We start from the raw sequence: 18,782 nt of genomic DNA, 5'->3' as shown, positions 1-18,782 counted from the left end.
CATCCGGTCACACCCCTCGACTATCCGAACGTCTCGGAGGACATGCGGTGAACGAACTGCCGCAGCAGCTGGTCAACGGCCTGCTACTGGGATCCATGTACGGGCTGGTCGCCATCGGCTACACGATGGTCTATGGCATCGTCCAGCTCATCAACTTCGCCCACGGCGAGATCTTCATGATCGGAGGCTTCGGCGCACTCACGGTCTACCTGTACGTACTGCCCGACGGCACCACCATGTGGATCGCACTGCCCCTGATGCTCCTCGGAGCAGTCATCACCGCGACCACCGTCGCCGTGGGAGCGGAACGGTTCGCCTACCGGCCGCTGCGCACCGCGCCACGTCTCGCCCCGCTCATCACCGCCATCGGCCTCTCCCTGGCTCTCCAGCAGGCCGTGTGGGCGTGGTACCCGGACGCGAAGCAGTCCATCAACTTCCCCGAGATCGAGGGCGGCCCCTTCAAGATCGGTGACGTCACCATCCAGACCGGTGACATCTTCCTGCTCATCGCAGCACCCATCAGCATGGCGATCCTCGCCTTCTTCGTGATGAAGACCCGCACCGGCCGCGGCATGCAGGCCACCGCGCAGGACCCCGACACCGCGAAGCTCATGGGCATCAACACCGACCGCATCATCGTGGTCGCCTTCGCCCTCGGCGCGGTCTTCGCCGCCGTCGGAGCCGTCGCCTACGGCCTCAAGTACGGCCAGGTCCAGTTCCGCATGGGCTTCATCCTCGGCCTCAAGGCCTTCACCGCGGCCGTCCTCGGCGGCATCGGCAACATCTACGGAGCCATGATCGGCGGCCTCGTCCTCGGCCTCGCCGAGACCATGGCCACCGCCTACATCGCCGACGTCCCCGGTATGGAACAGCTCGGCGGCCAGTCCTGGGCCAACGTCTGGGCCTTCGTACTCCTCATCCTCGTGCTCCTCTTCAGGCCGCAGGGCCTGCTCGGCGAGCGCGTCGCGGACAGGGCGTGACACCGATGACCACAGAGATCAACACGCCCCGGACGGCCGAAGAGCCCACCGGCCCGGACACCGGACTCATCGGCATCCCGCCCCACCTCGGACGCGCCCTCGCCACCGGCGGCGGCGTCCTCACCATCGTCTCCACCTTCCTCGCCTGGACCTGGACCTCCGCCTTCCCCGGTGACCTCACCGTCTACGGCTACCCCGGCGGCCTGCAGGTCCTCGTCCTCATCGGCGGCATCCTCACCACGCTCTTCGCCCTCTCCTCCTACGGAGTCAAAGGCCTGCGCTGGCTGACCCCCGCCGGCGCCGACAGCGCCATCAAGCTCGCCGCACTCGCCGCGTTCGCCACCGCCTGGTACACGATCCTCGCGATCGCCGCCGAACTCGGCGGCCTCGCCAACCTCGAACCGGGCGGCTGGGTCGCGGCCGCGGCCACCCTCATCGCCCTGCTCGGCGCGCTCTCCCTGCCGTTCCGACGGCCGGCCCCCGACCCGCACGACCCGGACGACACCGGCTGGGAGCAGTTCCAGCACCGGACCCGGCACAACCGCGCCGTCGTCAAGGCCGCATTCGCCACCGGCACCACCGCGGCCCCGGCCCGCAAGCTCCCCGCGTTCGCCGAGATCCTCGTGATCGTCGCCGCGCTGACCCTCGGCCTGATCGTCTTCACCTACGGCATCGGCACCGAGTACGACCAGCAGTTCATCGGCTTCCTCATCACCGCGGGCCTCGGCTTCGCCGCCGCGGCCAAGGCCGGACTGGTCAACAGGATCTCGTCGCTCACCGCCAAGCACCGCAACGTCACCATGATCGGCGCGTTCGTCGCCGCCGCCGCGTTCCCCTTCACCCAGTCCGACGACCAGTACGCGACCATCGGCGTCTACATCCTGATCTTCGCCACCGTCGCCCTCGGTCTCAACATCGTCGTCGGACTCGCCGGCCTCCTCGACCTCGGATACGTCGCCTTCCTCGGCGTCGGCGCCTACACCGCGGCCATGGTCTCCGGCTCCCCCTCCTCACCCTTCGACATCCACCTGCCGTTCTGGGCCTCCGCCCTCCTCGGCGCGGCCGTCGCCATGGTCTTCGGCGTCCTCATCGGCGCCCCCACCCTGCGACTGCGCGGCGACTACCTCGCCATCGTCACCCTCGGCTTCGGAGAGATCTTCCGCATCACCGTCCTCAACATGGACGGCACCAGCGGACCCGACATCACCAACGGGTCCAACGGCATCTCCTCGATCCCGAACCTCAACATCCTGGGCTTCGACTTCGGCCAGGAACACACCATCGCCGGATTCACGATCGCGCGCTTCGCCAACTACTTCCTGCTGATGCTCCTCATCACGCTGGTCGTCGTGATCGTCTTCCGCCGAAGCGGCGACTCCCGCATCGGCCGCGCCTGGGTCGCCATCCGCGAGGACGAGACAGCCGCGCTCGCCATGGGCATCAACGGCTTCCGCGTCAAGCTCATCGCCTTCGCACTCGGCGCCGCCCTCGCCGGCCTCGCCGGATCCGTCCAGGCACACGTCACCTACACCGTGACCCCCGAGCAGTACCAGTTCGCCCACGTCGTGCCGCCCAACTCGGCCTTCCTGCTGGCAGCGGTCGTCCTCGGCGGCATGGGCACCATCAGCGGCCCGCTCGTCGGCGCCGCACTGCTCTACCTGATCCCCGCCAAGCTCCAGTTCCTCGGCGACTACCAACTCCTCGCCTTCGGCCTCGCGCTCGTCCTGCTGATGCGCTTCCGCCCGGAAGGCCTCATCCCGAACCGGCGCCGCCAGCTCGAATTCCACGAGGAAGCGGAAGCGCCCACAGTCCTCAGCAAGGCAGGGGCCTGACCACGATGACAACCGACACCACCACCAAGGACACCGCCCCGGGCGCCAACGCCCCCGGCGAGACCGTCCTCGACGCACGAGGCGTCACCATGCGCTTCGGCGGACTCACCGCCGTCCGCAACGTCGACCTCACCGTCAACAGCGGAGAGATCGTCGGACTCATCGGCCCCAACGGCGCCGGGAAGACGACTTTCTTCAACTGCCTCACCGGCCTCTACATCCCCACCGAGGGCGAGGTCCGCTACAAGGGCAAGGTCCTCCCCTCCCAGTCCTTCAAGGTCACCGCCGCCGGCGTCGCCCGCACCTTCCAGAACATCCGGCTGTTCTCCAACATGACCGTCCTGGAGAACGTGCTCGTCGGCCGCCACACCCGAACCAAGGAAGGCCTCTGGTCCGCACTCCTGCGCGGCCCCGGCTTCAAGAAAGCCGAAAAGGCCTCCGAGGAACGCGCCATGGAACTCCTTGAGTTCATCGGCCTGGCCGCCAAACGCGACCACCTCGCCAGGAACCTCCCCTACGGCGAACAGCGCAAGCTCGAAATCGCCCGCGCCCTCGCCAGCGAACCCGGCCTCCTGCTCCTCGACGAGCCCACCGCCGGCATGAACCCGCAGGAAACCCGCGCCACCGAAGAACTCGTCTTCGCGATCCGCGACATGGGCATCGCCGTACTCGTCATCGAGCACGACATGCGCTTCATCTTCAACCTCTGCGACCGCGTCGCCGTCCTCGTCCAGGGCGAAAAACTCGTCGAGGGCGACAGCGCCACCGTCCAGGGAGACGAACGCGTCGTCGCCGCCTACCTCGGCGAACCCTACGAAGACGCACCCGGCAGCGAGGAAATCGCAGAGGTCGAAGCCGCCGAAGCACAGGCCGACGCCACAACGGACGCCGCGCCCCGCAAGGAGACCGACCGATGACCGCACTCCTCGAAGTCGAAGACCTCCGGGTCGCCTACGGCAAGATCGAAGCCGTCAAGGGCATCTCCTTCAAGGTCGACGCCGGCCAGGTCGTCACCCTCATCGGCACCAACGGCGCCGGCAAGACCACCACCCTGCGCACGCTCTCCGGCCTCCTCAAGCCGGTCGGCGGCCAGATCAAGTTCCAGGGCAAGTCGCTCAAGAAGATCCCCGCCCACCAGATCGTCTCCCTCGGGCTCGCGCACTCGCCCGAGGGGCGGCACATCTTCCCCCGCATGACGATCGAGGACAACCTCCGCCTCGGTGCCTTCCTGCGCAACGACAAGGCAGGCATCGAGAAGGACATCCAGCGCGCGTACGACCTCTTCGCCATCCTCGGAGAACGCCGCAAGCAGGCCGCCGGCACCCTCTCCGGCGGCGAGCAGCAGATGCTCGCCATGGGCCGCGCCCTGATGTCCCAGCCGAAACTGCTCATGCTCGACGAGCCCTCCATGGGCCTCTCGCCGATCATGATGCAGAAGATCATGGCCACCATCAAGGAACTCAAGTCCCAGGGCACGACGATCCTCCTCGTCGAGCAGAACGCCCAGGCGGCGCTCTCCCTCGCCGACCACGGACACGTCATGGAGGTCGGCTCCATCGTGCTCTCCGGCACGGGCCGCGATCTCCTCACCGACGAATCCGTCCGCAAGGCGTACCTCGGCGAGGACTGAGGTTCTTGCCTGCCGTACGGCTGAGGCCCGCACCCCGAAGTCAGGGGTGCGGGCCTCAGCCGTACGCGGGAAGGGCGGCTCAGCCCTTGGATGCCTTCTTGTCGGCCTTCTTCTCGTCGGCGTCGAGGATGACCGCCTCGGCGACCTGCTGCATCGACATACGACGGTCCATCGACGTCTTCTGGATCCACCGGAACGCCGCCGGCTCGGTCAGGCCGTACTCCGTCTGCAGGACCGACTTCGCGCGGTCCACCAGCTTGCGCGTCTCCAGCCGCTGGGTGAGATCCTCGATCTCCTTCTCCAGCGCCTTCAGCTCCGTGAACCGTGAGACAGCCATCTCGATGGCCGGAACCACGTCACTCTTGCTGAACGGCTTCACCAGGTACGCCATCGCACCGGCGTCCCGTGCCCGCTCGACGAGGTCGCGCTGCGAGAACGCGGTCAGCATCAGGACCGGCGCGATGGACTCCTCCGCGATCTTCTCCGCGGCGGAGATGCCGTCCATCTTCGGCATCTTCACATCGAGGATCACCAGGTCGGGGCGGTGCTCCCGGGCGAGCTCGACGGCTTCCTCACCGTCACCGGCCTCGCCCACGACCGAGTACCCCTCTTCTTCGAGCATCTCCTTGAGGTCGAGACGGATCAGCGCCTCGTCCTCGGCGATGACGACGCGGGTCGTCAGCGGAGGCACGTGCGACTTGTCGTCGTCGGGCGCGTCTACGGGCTGGGGCGACTCGGGGGCGGTCACGGTTGCTCCTTGTTCCAGGGCAGGCAAGTACTGCTCCCAAGAGCGTACCTAGCTGCGGTATGGTGGTCTGGCGGCGGGTCGAGGTAAACCTTCGATTCACCGGGCCCCGGTAGCCCAATTGGCAGCAGGCAATGGATTCAAAACCCATACAGTGTCGGTTCGAGTCCGACTCGGGGCACTTTTCCTTGGTTTCCAAGGTCACCAATAGAAAGCGGATGTTCCCGTTCTCGTGAACATCCGCTTTTTGCCGCGTGCCGTTCGGACGCCGCTCACAGGGTGGCCACATGTACGACATGAAGACACGCGAGCGGGCCATCGCGCTGCTCGGTCAGGGCCGCAGCCTGAACTCCGTCAGCAAGGAGACCGGCGTCTCGCGGGCAGCCTTACGCTCCTGGCAGACCCGTATCGAGCCGCTCAAGGGCACCGGCAAACCGTGTCCCAGGTGTCAGGGTGCGCCCGGACCACCCGAGAATCCGCGAGCGTACGCATATCTCCTCGGCCTTTATCTGGGCGACGGCTGCATCAACGCGCACCACAGAGGCGTGTACTGCCTCCGCATCGTGTGCGACAACGCCTGGCCGGGCCTCATCGACGCCTGCGAAGCCTCAATTCGCTCCGCGCGCCCCGACAACAGCGTGTTCCGTGTGAAGAAGGACGGCTGTGTGGCAGTCACCGCCACCAGTAAGCACTGGCCCTGTTTCTTCCCTCAGCACGGCCCGGGCAAGAAGCATGAGCGCCCCATCGCCCTGGAAACCTGGCAACAGGAGATTGTCGCCGTCCATCCGTGGGAGTTCATCCGGGGGCTCATCCACTCCGACGGGTGCCGTATCACCAACCGGACCACCCGCCTCGTCAAAGGCGAACCCAAGCTCTACGAATACCCCCGGTACTTCTTCACCAACTCGTCGGGCGACATCACTCGGCTCTTCACGGAAAGCCTCGACAGAGTCGGCGTCGAGTGGAAGCGGGCGAACTGGCGCAACATCTCCGTCGCCCGCCGTGCGTCCGTCGTTCTCATGGACACCCACGTAGGCCCCAAATACTGAGCCCCCGCCCCTACTTCGGGCTGTCGTCCTCTCCGATGTGGTGGACTCGGACCAGGTTCGTGGAGCCGGAGACTCCGGGGGGCGAGCCCGCCGTGATGACGACGATGTCGCCCTTCTGGCAGAGGCCGTGCTTCAGGAGGAGTTCGTCGACCTGGTCGACCATCGCGTCCGTGGAGTCGACGTGCGGGCCGAGGAGCGTCTCGACACCCCAGGTGAGATTCAGTTGCGAGCGCGTCGCCCGGTCCGGGGTGAAGGCCAGGAGCGGGATCGGCGAGCGGTAGCGGGACAGGCGCCGGACCGTGTCGCCGGACTGGGTGAAGGCGACCAGGAACTTCGCACCGAGGAAGTCACCCATCTCGGCGGCGGCCCGGGCCACCGCTCCGCCCTGCGTGCGGGGCTTGTTCCGGTCGGTGAGGGGAGGCAGACCCTTCGCGAGGATGTCCTCCTCGGCCGCCTCGACGATACGGGCCATCGTGGCGACCGTCTCCACGGCGTACTTGCCCACGCTGGTCTCGCCGGAGAGCATCACGGCGTCCGTGCCGTCGATGATGGCGTTGGCCACGTCGGAGGCCTCGGCCCTGGTGGGGCGGGAGTTCTCGATCATCGAGTCGAGCATCTGGGTGGCGACGATGACCGGCTTGGCGTTGCGCTTGGCCAGCTTGATCGTGCGCTTCTGGACGATCGGGACCTGTTCGAGGGGCATTTCGACGCCGAGGTCGCCCCGGGCGACCATGATGCCGTCGAAGGCGGCGACGATGTCGTCGATGTTCTCGACGGCCTGCGGCTTCTCGACCTTGGCGATCACCGGGAGGCGGCGGCCCTCCTCGTCCATGATCCGGTGGACGTCCTCGATGTCTCGTCCGCTGCGGACGAAGGAGAGCGCGATGACGTCGCAGCCGGTGCGCAGCGCCCAGCGGAGGTCGTTCTCGTCCTTCTCGGAGAGGGCGGGGACGGAGACGGCGACGCCGGGGAGGTTGAGTCCCTTGTTGTCGGAGACCATGCCGCCTTCGACGACGGTGGTGTGGACGCGGGGTCCGTCGACGGAGGTGACTTCGAGGCAGACCTTGCCGTCGTCGACGAGGATGCGTTCGCCGGTGGTGACGTCGGCGGCGAGACCGGGGTAGGTGGTCCCGCACGTCTGGCGGTCGCCTTTCGCGCCCTCTTCCACGGTGATGGTGAAGGTGTCACCGCGTTCGAGGAGTACGGGTCCTTCGGTGAAGCGGCCGAGTCGGATCTTCGGGCCCTGGAGGTCGGCGAGAATTCCGACGCTGCGGCCGGTCTCGTCGGAGGCCTTTCGTACGCGCTGGTAGCGCTCCTCGTGGTCGGCGTAGCCGCCGTGGCTGAGGTTGAAGCGGGCTACGTCCATTCCGGCTTCGACCAGTGCTTTGATCTGGTCGTAGGAGTCGGAGGCGGGGCCCAATGTACAGACGATCTTTGCTCGGCGCATGGTGTGAGCCTAGGGCTTACCAGTGGGTAGGGAATTGGCGCTGCATGACTACTCAACAACCTTTGCGTGAAGGGATATTGACAAGGGCCGGATTGTGCGCGGGGGTGCTCCGATGAGCATTTCGGGAGTTTCCCGAAGGACCTTCGGAGGGATTTCAGAGCACCGGCGGTGACATGGTGAAACGGGCGTTGACCTGTGCGTACACGTGTTGCCTTTCGGGTTCGAGGTCGAGGGCGGGTGGCTGGTCGGGGGCGGCGGCGTCGAAGCTCTTGCCGCGCAGGGCGAAGGCGGGGGCTTCCATGCCGTAGGGGTGGGCGTTCTCGGCTCCGGTGTCGGCGAGTTCGACGAGTGCGGCGAGGGTGGCGTCGAGGGCTTCGGCGTATTCGCGGGCCCGTTGGACGGCTTCGCGTACCGCTTGTTGCCTGGCTCGGCGGTGGGCGGGTGAGTCGGGTCGCAGGGCCCACCAGGGGCCGTCGACGCGAGTGAGGTCGAGGTCGGCGAGGCGGGTGGTGAGTTCGCCGAGGGCGGTGAAGTCGGTGAGTTCTGCGGTGATGTGGACGCGGCCGTGATAGGCGCGGACGCGTTCGCCGCGGCCGTGTCTGGCGAGTTCCGGGGTGATGGAGAAGGCGCCGGTTTCGACTTTCTCGACGGCGTCGCCGTATGTCTTTACAAGGTCGAGTACGGCGGTGTTGCGGCGGGTGAGGTCGTTCAGTGCGTCTTTTCGGTCGGTGCCGCGGGCGCTGACGGTGATCCCGATGCGCGCTATCTCGGGGTCGACTTCGAGGTGGGCTTCGCCGCGGACGGCGATGCGGGGGGCTTCGGGGGTGCCGTAGGGGGTGGCGGACCCGGGCTGTTCGGCGGCTGAGGTCATACGTCCCACTCTGTCACCGGCGGGCCGGCCGTGGTCCCTGCCGGTCATCAGATCGAAACCTGCGGGGGGTGTTGTTGTGTGGCGTGCTCGGGTCAGAATCTACGCGCGTCGTCGACATCCTTATCAGCATGCACAACGACATCTACGCGCGTCGTTGATCGTCCCTCCGAGGAGTAGCCCGTCATGCCGTTGAACCGTCGGAAGTTCCTGAAGAAGTCCGCTGTGACCGGGGCCGGTGTCGCCCTGGCCGGTGCGGCGGCGGCGCCGGGTGCGGAGGCCGCGGTGGCGACGGGCCGCGGGAAGCCGAAGCCGAAGCGGTACTCGCTGACGGTGATGGGCACGACGGATCTGCACGGTCACGTCTTCAACTGGGACTACTTCAAGGACGCGGAGTACAAGGACGCGGCGGGCAACGCGCAGGGTCTGTCGCGTATCTCGACGCTGGTGAACGCGGTGCGCAAGGAGAAGGGCCGCGGCAACACGCTGCTGCTGGACGCGGGTGACACGATCCAGGGCACGCCGCTGACGTACTACTACGCGAAGGTCGATCCGATCACCGCCAAGGGCGGTCCTGTGCACCCGATGGCGCAGGCGATGAACGCGATCGGCTATGACGCGGTGGCGCTCGGCAATCACGAGTTCAACTACGGCATCGAGACGCTGCGGAAGTTCGAGCAGCAGTGCCGATTCCCGCTGCTGGGCGCGAACGCGCTGGACGCGAAGACGCTGAAGCCGGCGTTCCCTCCCTACTTCATGAAGAAGTTCCATGTGAAGGGTGCTCCGCCGGTCAAGGTCGCGGTGCTGGGTCTGACGAACCCTGGTATCGCGATCTGGGACAAGGCGTATGTGCAGGGCAAGCTGGTGTTCCCCGGGCTTGAGGAGCAGGCGGCCAAGTGGGTGCCGAAGCTGCGGTCGATGGGCGCCGACGTGGTCGTCGTGTCCGCGCACAGTGGGTCCTCCGGTACGTCGTCGTACGGTGACCAGTTGCCGTACGTGGAGAACTCGGCGGCGCTGGTGGCTCAGCAGGTGCCGGGGATCGACGCGATTCTGGTCGGGCACGCGCATGTGGAGATTCCCGAGCTGAAGGTGACGAACACGAAGTCCGGGAGGACGGTCGTCCTGTCGGAGCCGCTGGCGTACGCGGAGCGGCTGTCGCTGTTCGACTTCGAGCTGGTCTTCGACAAGGGCCGGTGGACGGTCGAGTCGGTGGCGGCGTCGGTCCGTAACTCGAACTCGGTGGCGGACGACCCGAGGATCACGAAGCTGCTGAAGGACGAGCACGACGTGGTCGTGGCGTACGTCAACCAGGTGGTGGGGACGGCGACGGAGACGTTGACGACGGTGGATGCGCGGTACAAGGACGCGCCGATCATCGACCTGATCAACAAGGTCCAGGAGGACGTCGTCAAGGCGGCGCTGGCGGGTACGGAGTACGCGTCGCTGCCGGTGCTGTCGCAGGCGTCGCCGTTCTCGCGGACGTCGGAGATCCCCGCGGGCGATGTGACGATCCGGGATCTGTCGAGTCTGTACGTGTACGACAACACGCTGGTCGCGAAGTTGCTGACGGGTGCGCAGGTGCGGGCGTACCTGGAGTACTCGGCGGAGTACTTCGTGCGGACGGCGGCCGGCGCGGCGGTCGACGTGGAGAAGCTGACGAACGCGGGCAACCGGCCGGACTACAACTACGACTACGTGTCGGGCCTGACGTACGACATCGACATCGCGCAGGCGGCGGGGTCGCGGATCAAGAACCTCTCCTACAACGGGGCGGCGCTGGACGACGCGCGGCAGTTCGTGTTCGCGGTTAACAACTACCGGGCGAACGGTGGGGGCGCGTTCCCGCACGTGGCGTCGGCGAAGGAGCTGTGGGCGGAGTCGACGGAGATCCGTACGCGGATCGCGGAGTGGGTGACGGCGAAGGGTTCGCTGGACCCGAAGGAGTTCGCTTCGGTGGACTGGAAGCTGACGCGTGAGGGCACGCCGGTCTTCTAGGCGCTCTTCTGGGGTCTCTTCCGGAGGCGTGCTTCACGCGGGTGTGTTCGTCACTGGTGGCCGGCTGATCCTCAGTCGGCCACCAGTGGTGTGAGGGTCCTGGGCTGCCTGGCGGACGGGATCTGGGGCTGTGGGGTGAGGCCGAACGTGGTGAAGGCCGTTCGGCTCGGCAGGGGGTAGGGGTCCTTGCCCGTCAGGGAGTTGAGGATGCTCGCGCTGCGCCAGGCGGTGAGGCCGAGGTCGGGGGCGCCGACGCCGTGGGTGTGTGTCTCGGCGTTCTGGACGTAGACGGATCCGGTGACGGAGGGGTCGAGGACGAGGCGGTGGTGGTCGTCGATCCTGGGGCGTTCGGAGGCGTCGCGGCGCATGTAGGGGTCGAGGCCGGCGAGGATGCGGTCGAGGGGGCGTTCGCGGTAGCCGGTGGCGAGGACGACGGCGTCGGTGGTGATGCGGGAGCGGCTGGCCTGCTGGATGTGTTCCAGATGCAGTTCGATCTTGGTGGTGGCGATGCGTCCCGCGGTGCGGACGTGGACGCCGGGGGTGAGGACGGTGTCGGGCCAGCCGCCGTCGAGGGTGCGGCGGTAGAGCTCGTCGTGGATGGCGGCGATGGTGTCGGCGTCGATGCCTTTGTGGAGTTGCCACTGGGCGGGGACGAGCCGGTCGCGTACGGGCTCGGGCAGGGCGTGGAAGTAGCGCGTGTAGTCGGGTGTGAAGTGTTCGAGCCCGAGTTTCGAGTACTCCATGGGCGCGAAGGCCTCGGTGCGGGCGAGCCAGTGGATTCTCTCGCGTCCCGCGGGGCGGTTTCTGAGCAGGTCGAGGAAGACTTCGGCGCCGGACTGCCCTGATCCGATGACGGTGACGTGGCCGGCGGTGAGGAGGTCCTCGCGGTGCCGGAGGTAGTCGGCGGCGTGGATGACGGGCACGCCGGGTGCTTCGGCGAGGGGGCGGAGCGGTTCGGGGATGTGGGGGGCGGTGCCGATGCCGAGGACGATGTTCCTGGTGTACGTGCGTCCGAGGGCTTCGGCTTCTCCGTCGGTGTCGAGCTGGGTGTGGTCGACCTCGAACACGTCGCGTTCGTGGTTCCAGCGCACGGCGTCGACCTGGTGGCCGAAGTGGAGCCCGGGGAGGCTGTCGCTGACCCAGCGGCAGTAGGCGGCGTATTCGGCGCGGTGGATGTGGAAGCGCTCGGCGAAGTAGAAGGGGAAGAGGCGTTCGCGGGTCTTGAGGTAGTTGAGGAAGGTCCAGGGGCTGGCGGGGTCGGCGAGGGTCACCAGGTCGGCGAGGAAGGGGACCTGGAGGGTGGCGCCTTCGAGGAGGAGGCCGGGGTGCCAGTCGAAGGTGGGGTGTTGTTCGTAGAAGACCGTGTCGAGTTCGGCCAGGGGGTGGGCGAGGGCGGCGAGGGAGAGGTTGCTGGGGCCGATGCCGATGCCGACGAGGTCGCGGGGGGCTTCGGGCTGGTGGTGCGTGGGAGACGTGGAGGGCGTCATCGGGCGGTGTGTCCTTCCACCAGTTTCAGGAGTGCGGCGAGGTCGTCGGGTCCGGTGTGCGGGTTGAGCAGGGTGGCTTTGAGCCAGAGGCGGTTGTCGAGGCGGGCTCGGCCCAGGACGGCGCGGCCTTCGGTGAGGAGGGTGCGGCGGACGTCGGCGACGGTGTCGTCGGTGGCGTCGGCGGGCCGGAACAGGACGGTGCTGATGGTGGGCCGGTCGTAGAGCTCGAAGTGCGGGTGTACGGCGATGAGTTCGGCGAGTTCGGCGGCGCGGGCGCAGACCTGGTCGACGAGGGCGCCGAGTCCCCTGCGGCCGAGGGTCCTGAGGGTGACGGCGATCTTGAGGATGTCGGCGCGGCGGGTGGTGCGCAGGGAGCGTCCGAGGACGTCGGGGAGACCGGCTTCGGTGTCGTCGTCGGCGTTGAGGTAGGCGGCGCGGTGGTGGAGGGCGGTGAGGTCGTCGGGGTCGCGTACGGCGAGGAGGCCTGCGGCGACGGGCTGCCAGCCGAGTTTGTGCAGGTCGAGGGTGACGGTGTGGGCGCGGGCGAGGCCGTCGAGTGCGGGGCGGTGGCGGTCGCTGAGGAGGAGTCCCCCGCCGTAGGCGGCGTCGATGTGGAGGCGGGCGCCGTGGGTTTCGCAGCGGGTGGCGATCTCGGGGAGGGGGTCGATGAGCCCGGCGTCGGTGGTGCCGGCGGTGGCCGCGACGAGGACGGTGCCGGGCGGGCCGCCGAGTGCGGTGAGGGCCTGGTCGAGTGCGGCGGGGTCCATGGTGCCGGCGGGGGCGGGCACGGTGACCGGTTCGGGGAGGCCGAGGAGCCAGGTGGCGCGGTGGAGGGAGTGGTGGGCGTTCTCCGCCTGGACGAGTTGTACGTGGCCGTGTTTGTCGCGGGCGAGGAGGAGGGCGAGTTGGTTGGCTTCGGTGCCGCCGGTGGTGACGAGGGCGTCGGGGGTGGCGGCCGTGGTTCGGGCGGCGGGTGGGTAGACCTCGTCGGCGAGGGCCCGGGTGACGAGGGCTTCCAGCTCTGAGGCTGCGGGGGCCTGGTCCCAGGAGTCGAGGGACGGGTTGAGGGCGGAGACGGCGAGGTCCGCGGCGACGGCCACGGCGAGGGGCGGGCAGTGGAGGTGGGCCGCGCAGAGGGGGTGGGCGGGGTCCGCGGCGCCTGCCGCCATGGCCTGTACGAGGGTGTGCAGGGCGTGCTCGTCGCCGTGGTCCGGGAGGGGCTCGCCGAGTGCCTCGCGGAGGCGGGCGGCCACGTCGGTGGGGCCGCCCGCGGGGAGGGGGCCGGGGCGGGTGGCGGCGCCCGCCCTCAGCGCGTCGAGCACTGTGTCGAGTAACGGCCGCAGGGCTTCGGGGCCTTGGGGGCCTGATGCGAGGCCGCCTGGGGTGAGGGGGCTCATGGCGTCCTCCAGGGCGCGCGACGGGGTTCCCAGCTTGTCGCGTCCGCGGGGGTGTGCCTGGTAGTTGGGTGATCGGTACCCGAAAGGGTGGTGGGGCGGCCTTCGGCCCGAGGGGGGTCTGTGGCCGGTGGGCGGGGTGCGGGCCGGTGGGGGTCGGCCGCGCCGTTCCCCGCGCCCCTGAAGACAAAGGACTGCGCCGTTCCCCGCGCCCCTGAAGACAAAGGACTGCGCCGTTCCCCGCGCCCCTAAAAGCAAAAGACTGCGCCGTTCCCCGCGCCCCTTACGGGCGCCCCTGCTGGGCGAAAGCTGGGGCGGAGCCCCGCTTTCGAGGGGCGCGGGGAACTGCGCGGGCAACCCCCACGCGCCCGCAGACAAACACCGCGCCCGCACCGACCCCCTCCCGCCAGGGCCGCCAGGCCCTCCAGGGGCGCGGGGAACTGCGCGGCCAGCCCTCACGCGCCCGCAGACACACACCGCGCCCGCACCGACCCCCCTCGGGCCGAAGGCCGCCAGGCCCTTCAGGGGTGTGGGCACCCCCACCGGGTCGCCGCACGCCAGAGCCCCGCATCCCCACCCCTGGTGGAGCGCGGGGCTCAAAGAAGGCGGTGGTTAGACCCGGCGGACCCGCAGGGCGCGGGCCAGGTCGTCCAGTTGGTCGGCCAGTTTGCGCCGCAGGGCAGGCGTCGGACCCGCTCCGCTCAGGCACTGCTCACCGAGGGCGAGGGTCGCGGGATCGACGGCGTACACGGGGAACGCCCAGCGCCCGGCCGCGTCGGCGATGGCGGGCCCCCTGCGTGCGGCGAGCGCGACCGCGTCCTCGAAGTAGCGCGGCACGTAATCGCGTACGAGATCGGCCTGTTCGGGCTGCCAGAAGCCGCGGGCGGTGGCGGTGAAGAGGTAGTTGGAGAGGTCGTCGGTGGTGAACATCGCCTCCCACGCGGCGCGCTTGGCGGCCGGGTCGGGCAGCGCGGCGCGGCAGCGGGCGGCGCCTTCCTGGCCGGTGGCGCTGGGGTCCTGCACGAGTTCGGCTTCGATGACGTCGTCGTCGACGGCCCCGAGGACGGCGAGGCGGCCGAGGATGCGCCAGCGCAGTTCCGGGTCGAGTTCGGGTCCGCCGGGGACGGTGCCCTCGGAGAGCCAGGCGCTGATGGTGTCGGGCTGGGCGGCGACGTCGATGAGGTGGCGTACTGCGACGAGGCGCAGTCCGGGGTTGTCGCCGTCCTCGGTGCGGCGGATCAGGTCGCGGCACAGCGAGGTGAGGGTGGCGAGGGCGTTGGGCCGGTCGTGGGGGGCCAGGAAGCGGTCGGTGACCTGGGTGGCGGCGAAGGTCAGGACGCCCTGGACGACGGCGAGGTCGGTCTCCTCGGGGAGGTGGGCGCGGGCGGTCTCCAGGTAGGCGGCGGGTTCGAGGTCGCCGTCGCGGACCATGTCGCGCAGGGTGTTCCACAGGACGGCGCGGGTGAGTGCGTCGGGGACGCCCGAGATGCCGCGCAGGGCGGTTTCCTCGGAGGTGTCGTCGAGGCGGATCTTGGCGTAGGTGAGGTCGAGGTCGTTGGGGACGACGAGGGCGGGGCGGGTGCCGGGGCGGGGGTCGGCGGGCCCGCTCCGCGGGATGTCCGTCTCGTAGCGTTCCCGCAGGACGAGTGCGCGGTCGCTGCCGAGGTCCCGGTCGTAGACGCCGATGGTGACCCGGTGGGGGCGGCTGCCTTGGTGGCCGAGGGCGAGGGTCCACTCCCCGGGCCGGGAGGTGACGGCCGTGGTGAGGGTGTCGACGCCGGTGGTGCGCAGCCAGGCGTCGGCCCAGGCGTGGACGTCGCGGTCGGTGGCGGCGGCGAGGGACTCGATGAAGTCGGCGAGGGTGGCGTTGGCGAACTTGTGGCGGGCGAAGTGGGTGTTGATGCCGGTGAGGAAGTCCTTCTCGCCGAGCCAGGTGACGAGTTGGCGCAGGGCGGAGGCGCCCTTGGCGTAGGAGATGCCGTCGAAGTTGAGGAGCGCGGAGGCGGTGTCGGGGACGGCCTCGGGGTCGGGGGCGACGGGGTGGGTGGAGGGGCGCTGGTCGGCGTCGTAGCCCCAGGCCTTGCGGACGACGCCGAACTCGGTCCAGGTGCCGGTGAAGCGGGTGGCCTCGGTGAGGGTCTGGTAGCCCATGTACTCGGCGAAGGACTCGTTCAGCCAGATGTCGTCCCACCAGCGCAGGGTGACGAGGTCGCCGAACCACATGTGTGCCATTTCGTGGGCGATGACCATGGCGCGGGTCTGGCGTTCGGTGTCGGTGACGGCGGAGCGGTAGACGAAGTCGTCGCGGAAGGTGACGAGTCCGGGGTTCTCCATGGCGCCGGCGTTGAATTCGGGCACGAACGCCTGGTCGTAGGAGTCGAAGGGGTACGGCTCCTCGAACTTCTCGTGGTACCGGTCGAAGCAGGCGCGCGTGATGTCGAGGATCTCGTCGGCGTCGGTGTCGAGGTGGGGGGCCAGCGAGCGGCGACAGTGGATGCCGAAGGGCAGGCCGCGGTGTTCGGTGCGTACGGAGTGCCAGGGTCCGGCGGCGACGGCGACGAGGTAGGTGGAGACGGGCGGGGTGGGCGCGGCCTGCCAGGTTCCGTCGGCGGTGCGGGTGGTGACGCTGTTGCTGAGGACGGTCCAGTCGTCGGGGGCCGTCACGGAGAGTTCGAAGACCGACTTGAGGTCGGGCTGGTCGAAGGCGGCGAAGACGCGCTGCACGTCGTCCATGAACATCTGGGTGTAGAGGTAGGTCTCGCCGTCGGCGGGGTCGGTGAAGCGGTGCATGCCCTCGCCGGTGCGGGAGTAGCGCATGGCGGCGTCGACGCGCAGTTCGTGGGTGCCCGCGGTGAGGCCGGTGAGGGGGAGCCGGTTCTCGTGGAGCGCCGCCGGGTCGAGGGGGTGTCCGTCGAGGGTGGCGGAGCGCAGTTCGGCGGGCTTGAGCTCGACGAAGGTGTCCCCGACACCGTGGTCCCCGCGGACCGTGAAGGTGATGGTGGTGAGGGAGTCGAACGTCTCGTCGCCGCGCGTCAGGTCGAGTTCGATCCGGTAGCGGTGGACGTCGAGGAGTGTGGCACGGGTCTGCGCTTCGTCGCGCGTCAGTACGGACATGGGAGCCATGCTGCCTGATGGGCGGGGCTCGGCACAGGGGCGGCCGGTATGCCGGGTGCGTGCGCCGGTGGTGGTCCCGTGTGCCCGCTTGTTCGCGATGGGACGGTTTGTCCGCGCTGTGACGGTCGGGATCCACGTGGCCTCGTGAAGCGCGGGGCCCGGTCCATCGCACATCGTGGTCCGTCGTGCACCGCGCATCGTGCCTTCAGGCGGTGCGGCCCTGTTCCTCCTGGTGGGGAGTGGGGCGCTGGGCCGTGATCGGGGGCGCGTAGTGGGCGGCGGGTTCCTTCACGAGGGCCCGGAGTTCGCGGACCTCTCGCTCCAGGGACCGGTATCGCTGGTGGGAGTCGTACAGGTAGCGGACTTTGGTGCGCAGGGTCCAGGGGTCGATGGGTTTCATGACCAGGTCGGCGACGCCGAGGCGGAAGGCGGCGGACGTGAGTGCCGTGTTGGGGCCGAATCCGGTGACGAGGACGATCGGGATGAGCTGGGTCTGCTCGACGCCCTGCATGTAGCGGACCACGTCGAGGCCGCTGACGCCGGGCATGTGGACATCGAGCAGGAGCAGGCCGATCTGGCCGCGCAGGACTTCCTTCAGCGCGTCGTCACCGCTGGTCGCCCGGGTCAGCTGGTAGCCGAGCGGGGCCAGGGCGCTTTCCAGTGCGTAGAGCGTGTCCTCGTGGTCGTCGACTATGAGGATCTTGGCATCCGACGGCATGGAGCGAAGTCCCCTCGCTTGGACCAACAGCTTAAGTCCGAACCGACCGACAGGGAGTGCTCAGCGCAGGATGCCTCATTTCGGCGCGCACGCCGAGGGGTCGGGGCTCACAACGGCCTGGGAACGGGTGCGCGCCGGAGGGCGGGAGTGGTCATTCGCGGGCGTTGGTGTCCTCCGCGATGCGCTCGTGATGGCGGATGACCTCGGCGATGATGAAGTTCAGCAGCTTTTCCGCGAACGCCGGGTCGAGGTTGGCGTTTTCGGCCAGCCGGCGAAGTCTGGCGATCTGCTGGGACTCGCGGGACGGGTCGGCGGGCGGCAGCTGGTGGGCGGCTTTGAGGTGGCCGACCTGCTGGGTGCACTTGAAGCGCTCGGCGAGCATGTGGACGACGGCGGCGTCGATGTTGTCGATGCTCTCGCGCAGCCGGTCGAGTTCGGCGCGGACGGCGGGGTCGATGTCACCCGCGTTGCCGGTGTTGCTGGTGGTCATGGGGGCCAACCCTACGTGGCGTGCCTCAGCCCGTGGAGGTCCTCTCGATGATCGGGGGATCGTCGGGGTCGGGGACCTGGTCGCTCCAGCCGCCGGGGACCGTGTGGGCCTGTTGTTCCCGGAAGCGCACCGGTGCCATGCCGACGCGGCGGGTGAACAGGCGGGAGAAGTAGGCGGGGTCGTCGTAGCCGACGCGTCTGGCGACGGCGGCGACGGGGAGTTCGGTGGCGGCGAGGAGTTCCTTGGCGCGGCCCAGGCGGATGCCGAGGAGGTAGTCCTTGGGGCTGCAGCCGGCGCCGCGGCGCACGGCGGTGCGCAGTTCGGCGGGGGTCATGCCGTGCCGGGTGGCGTGGTCGGCGACGGTGAGGGGTTTGCAGGCGTCGCGGGCGAGCGCCTGGAGGACGTGTTCGCCGTCGGGGGCGGTGTCGGCGCGGGCGCGGCGCAGGGTGACGAGGAGTTCGTGGACGGCGGCGCTGGTCTCGACTTCCAGGAGGGGGTTGCCGCGACGGGCGGCGCGGGCGATGCGGCCGACGGTGGCGCGGGCGGCGCCTGCGTCGGAGAGGGCGACGACGGGCCGGTGCGGTTCGATGTAGCCGAGTTCGGTGTAGGTGTCGGCGACGGGTCCGGTGAAGTCGACGAAGGCCTCGTCCCAGCCGGTGTCGGGGTCGGGCGCGTAGTGGTGGGGTACGCCGGGGGTGAGCCACAGCAGGGCGGGCGCGGTGACCGCGGTACGACGCCCGTCGGGGGTACGGAACCAGCCGCGGCCGGTGCTGACGACGACGGCGACGTGGTGGTCGAGGGTGCGGGGTCCCACGGTGGGCAGTGTCCCGTGCTGGAGTCCGACGCCGAGGCAGACGAGCCCGAGCCTGTGGTGGGCGGGCCCGGGGGTGAAGAACCGCATCCAGGTGTGGTACATCCGCTTTCTCCCTCCCGCCGACCGCCCGTCGACCGCCTGCCAACTGCCCGGCGACTGCCCGGCGACTGCCCGTGAGCTGCCCGTGAGCTGCCCGTCAGCTGCGTCCAATCGATGCCG

15 protein-coding genes and 1 tRNA gene are annotated in these 18,782 nt (G+C 69.1%); 7 read left to right on the top strand and 9 right to left on the bottom strand.

What is annotated here, in order from left to right; translation table 11 throughout:
- Positions 1 to 47 precede the first annotated feature (47 nt).
- Genes OHS59_RS32790 through OHS59_RS32775 form a run of 4 tightly spaced genes read left to right on the top strand, consistent with a single transcriptional unit; the run spans position 48 to position 4,442 of the window.
- Positions 48 to 980: a branched-chain amino acid ABC transporter permease gene (locus OHS59_RS32790; protein ID WP_328496966.1), complete on the top strand. Its 933-nt coding sequence runs from the start codon at positions 48 to 50 to the stop codon at positions 978 to 980.
- A gap of 5 nt (positions 981 to 985) precedes the next feature.
- Positions 986 to 2,812, top strand: a complete 1,827-nt coding sequence (locus tag OHS59_RS32785; RefSeq protein ID WP_328496965.1) for a branched-chain amino acid ABC transporter permease — start codon at positions 986 to 988, stop codon at positions 2,810 to 2,812.
- A gap of 5 nt (positions 2,813 to 2,817) precedes the next feature.
- Positions 2,818 to 3,729 carry an ABC transporter ATP-binding protein gene (locus tag OHS59_RS32780; RefSeq protein WP_328496964.1) on the top strand — a complete coding sequence of 304 codons (912 nt, stop codon included), beginning with the start codon at positions 2,818 to 2,820 and terminating at the stop codon, positions 3,727 to 3,729.
- Positions 3,726 to 4,442, top strand: a complete 717-nt coding sequence (locus tag OHS59_RS32775; protein WP_328496963.1) for an ABC transporter ATP-binding protein — start codon at positions 3,726 to 3,728, stop codon at positions 4,440 to 4,442. The genes OHS59_RS32780 and OHS59_RS32775 overlap by 4 nt, the downstream gene beginning before the upstream one ends.
- A gap of 79 nt (positions 4,443 to 4,521) precedes the next feature.
- Here the strand turns inward: OHS59_RS32775 and OHS59_RS32770 are convergent, their stop codons facing one another.
- Entirely contained in the window at positions 4,522 to 5,190 is a 669-nt protein-coding gene (locus OHS59_RS32770; RefSeq protein WP_328496962.1) for an ANTAR domain-containing response regulator, read from the bottom strand.
- 103 nt (positions 5,191 to 5,293) lie between these two features.
- On the opposite strand from OHS59_RS32770, the gene OHS59_RS32765 reads away from it, so the two are divergent.
- Both OHS59_RS32765 and OHS59_RS32760 read left to right on the top strand, forming a co-directional pair.
- Positions 5,294 to 5,368 (top strand) — tRNA-Leu (locus tag OHS59_RS32765).
- 106 nt (positions 5,369 to 5,474) lie between these two features.
- Entirely contained in the window at positions 5,475 to 6,236 is a 762-nt protein-coding gene (locus OHS59_RS32760; RefSeq protein WP_328496961.1) for a transcriptional regulator, read from the top strand.
- A gap of 10 nt (positions 6,237 to 6,246) precedes the next feature.
- Here the strand turns inward: OHS59_RS32760 and pyk are convergent, their stop codons facing one another.
- Entirely contained in the window at positions 6,247 to 7,683 is a 1,437-nt protein-coding gene (gene pyk, locus OHS59_RS32755; RefSeq protein ID WP_328496960.1) for a pyruvate kinase, read from the bottom strand.
- 154 nt (positions 7,684 to 7,837) lie between these two features.
- Positions 7,838 to 8,554, bottom strand: coding sequence for an SIMPL domain-containing protein (locus OHS59_RS32750; RefSeq protein ID WP_328496959.1), 717 nt, complete (start codon positions 8,552 to 8,554; stop codon positions 7,838 to 7,840).
- Between the two features lie 183 nt (positions 8,555 to 8,737).
- Between OHS59_RS32750 and OHS59_RS32745 the strand changes: the two genes are divergently transcribed.
- The gene (locus OHS59_RS32745; RefSeq protein ID WP_328496958.1) at positions 8,738 to 10,546 is read left to right on the top strand and encodes a bifunctional metallophosphatase/5'-nucleotidase; all 1,809 of its coding nucleotides are present in this window, start codon (positions 8,738 to 8,740) and stop codon (positions 10,544 to 10,546) included.
- A gap of 71 nt (positions 10,547 to 10,617) precedes the next feature.
- On the opposite strand, the gene OHS59_RS32740 is transcribed toward OHS59_RS32745, so the two are convergent.
- The 6 genes from OHS59_RS32740 to OHS59_RS32715 all read right to left on the bottom strand — a co-directional run bounded on the left by OHS59_RS32740 (position 10,618) and on the right by OHS59_RS32715 (position 18,665).
- Positions 10,618 to 12,033: a lysine N(6)-hydroxylase/L-ornithine N(5)-oxygenase family protein gene (locus OHS59_RS32740; RefSeq protein WP_328496957.1), complete on the bottom strand. Its 1,416-nt coding sequence runs from the start codon at positions 12,031 to 12,033 to the stop codon at positions 10,618 to 10,620.
- Complete coding sequence (locus OHS59_RS32735; RefSeq protein WP_328496956.1) at positions 12,030 to 13,430, bottom strand: pyridoxal phosphate-dependent decarboxylase family protein; 1,401 nt, start codon at positions 13,428 to 13,430, stop codon at positions 12,030 to 12,032. Before OHS59_RS32735 ends, OHS59_RS32740 begins: the two co-directional genes overlap by 4 nt.
- Positions 13,431 to 14,039: 609 nt before the next feature.
- Positions 14,040 to 16,550, bottom strand: a complete 2,511-nt coding sequence (gene pepN, locus OHS59_RS32730) for an aminopeptidase N (protein ID WP_328496955.1) — start codon at positions 16,548 to 16,550, stop codon at positions 14,040 to 14,042.
- Between the two features lie 196 nt (positions 16,551 to 16,746).
- Positions 16,747 to 17,259: a response regulator gene (locus OHS59_RS32725; protein WP_328496954.1), complete on the bottom strand. Its 513-nt coding sequence runs from the start codon at positions 17,257 to 17,259 to the stop codon at positions 16,747 to 16,749.
- Positions 17,260 to 17,410: 151 nt separating this feature from the next.
- Positions 17,411 to 17,749, bottom strand: coding sequence for a chorismate mutase (locus OHS59_RS32720; protein WP_328496953.1), 339 nt, complete (start codon positions 17,747 to 17,749; stop codon positions 17,411 to 17,413).
- Between the two features lie 25 nt (positions 17,750 to 17,774).
- The gene (locus tag OHS59_RS32715) at positions 17,775 to 18,665 is read right to left on the bottom strand and encodes a helix-turn-helix domain-containing protein (protein WP_328496952.1); all 891 of its coding nucleotides are present in this window, start codon (positions 18,663 to 18,665) and stop codon (positions 17,775 to 17,777) included.
- Positions 18,666 to 18,782: the final 117 nt, after the last annotated feature.

Source organism: Streptomyces sp. NBC_00414 (genome assembly GCF_036038375.1).
Classification (GTDB): domain Bacteria; phylum Actinomycetota; class Actinomycetes; order Streptomycetales; family Streptomycetaceae; genus Streptomyces.
The sequence above is the reverse complement of the archived record's forward strand: the minus strand, read 5'-3'. Positions and strand labels throughout refer to the sequence as shown.

Excerpts from the sequence above, each read along its gene's own strand:
- OHS59_RS32785 (WP_328496965.1), top strand. The coding sequence starts at position 986 with ATGACCACAGAGATCAACACGCCCCGGACGGCCGAAGAGCCCACCGGC.
- OHS59_RS32780 (WP_328496964.1), top strand. The coding sequence starts at position 2,818 with ATGACAACCGACACCACCACCAAGGACACCGCCCCGGGCGCCAACGCC.
- OHS59_RS32775 (WP_328496963.1), top strand. The coding sequence starts at position 3,726 with ATGACCGCACTCCTCGAAGTCGAAGACCTCCGGGTCGCCTACGGCAAG.
- OHS59_RS32760 (WP_328496961.1), top strand. The coding sequence starts at position 5,475 with ATGTACGACATGAAGACACGCGAGCGGGCCATCGCGCTGCTCGGTCAG.
- pyk (WP_328496960.1), bottom strand. The coding sequence starts at position 7,683 with ATGCGCCGAGCAAAGATCGTCTGTACATTGGGCCCCGCCTCCGACTCC.
- OHS59_RS32750 (WP_328496959.1), bottom strand. The coding sequence starts at position 8,554 with ATGACCTCAGCCGCCGAACAGCCCGGGTCCGCCACCCCCTACGGCACC.
- OHS59_RS32745 (WP_328496958.1), top strand. The coding sequence starts at position 8,738 with ATGCCGTTGAACCGTCGGAAGTTCCTGAAGAAGTCCGCTGTGACCGGG.
- OHS59_RS32740 (WP_328496957.1), bottom strand. The coding sequence starts at position 12,033 with ATGACGCCCTCCACGTCTCCCACGCACCACCAGCCCGAAGCCCCCCGC.
- OHS59_RS32735 (WP_328496956.1), bottom strand. The coding sequence starts at position 13,430 with ATGAGCCCCCTCACCCCAGGCGGCCTCGCATCAGGCCCCCAAGGCCCC.
- pepN (WP_328496955.1), bottom strand. The coding sequence starts at position 16,550 with ATGGCTCCCATGTCCGTACTGACGCGCGACGAAGCGCAGACCCGTGCC.
- OHS59_RS32725 (WP_328496954.1), bottom strand. The coding sequence starts at position 17,259 with ATGCCGTCGGATGCCAAGATCCTCATAGTCGACGACCACGAGGACACG.
- OHS59_RS32720 (WP_328496953.1), bottom strand. The coding sequence starts at position 17,749 with ATGACCACCAGCAACACCGGCAACGCGGGTGACATCGACCCCGCCGTC.
- OHS59_RS32715 (WP_328496952.1), bottom strand. The coding sequence starts at position 18,665 with ATGTACCACACCTGGATGCGGTTCTTCACCCCCGGGCCCGCCCACCAC.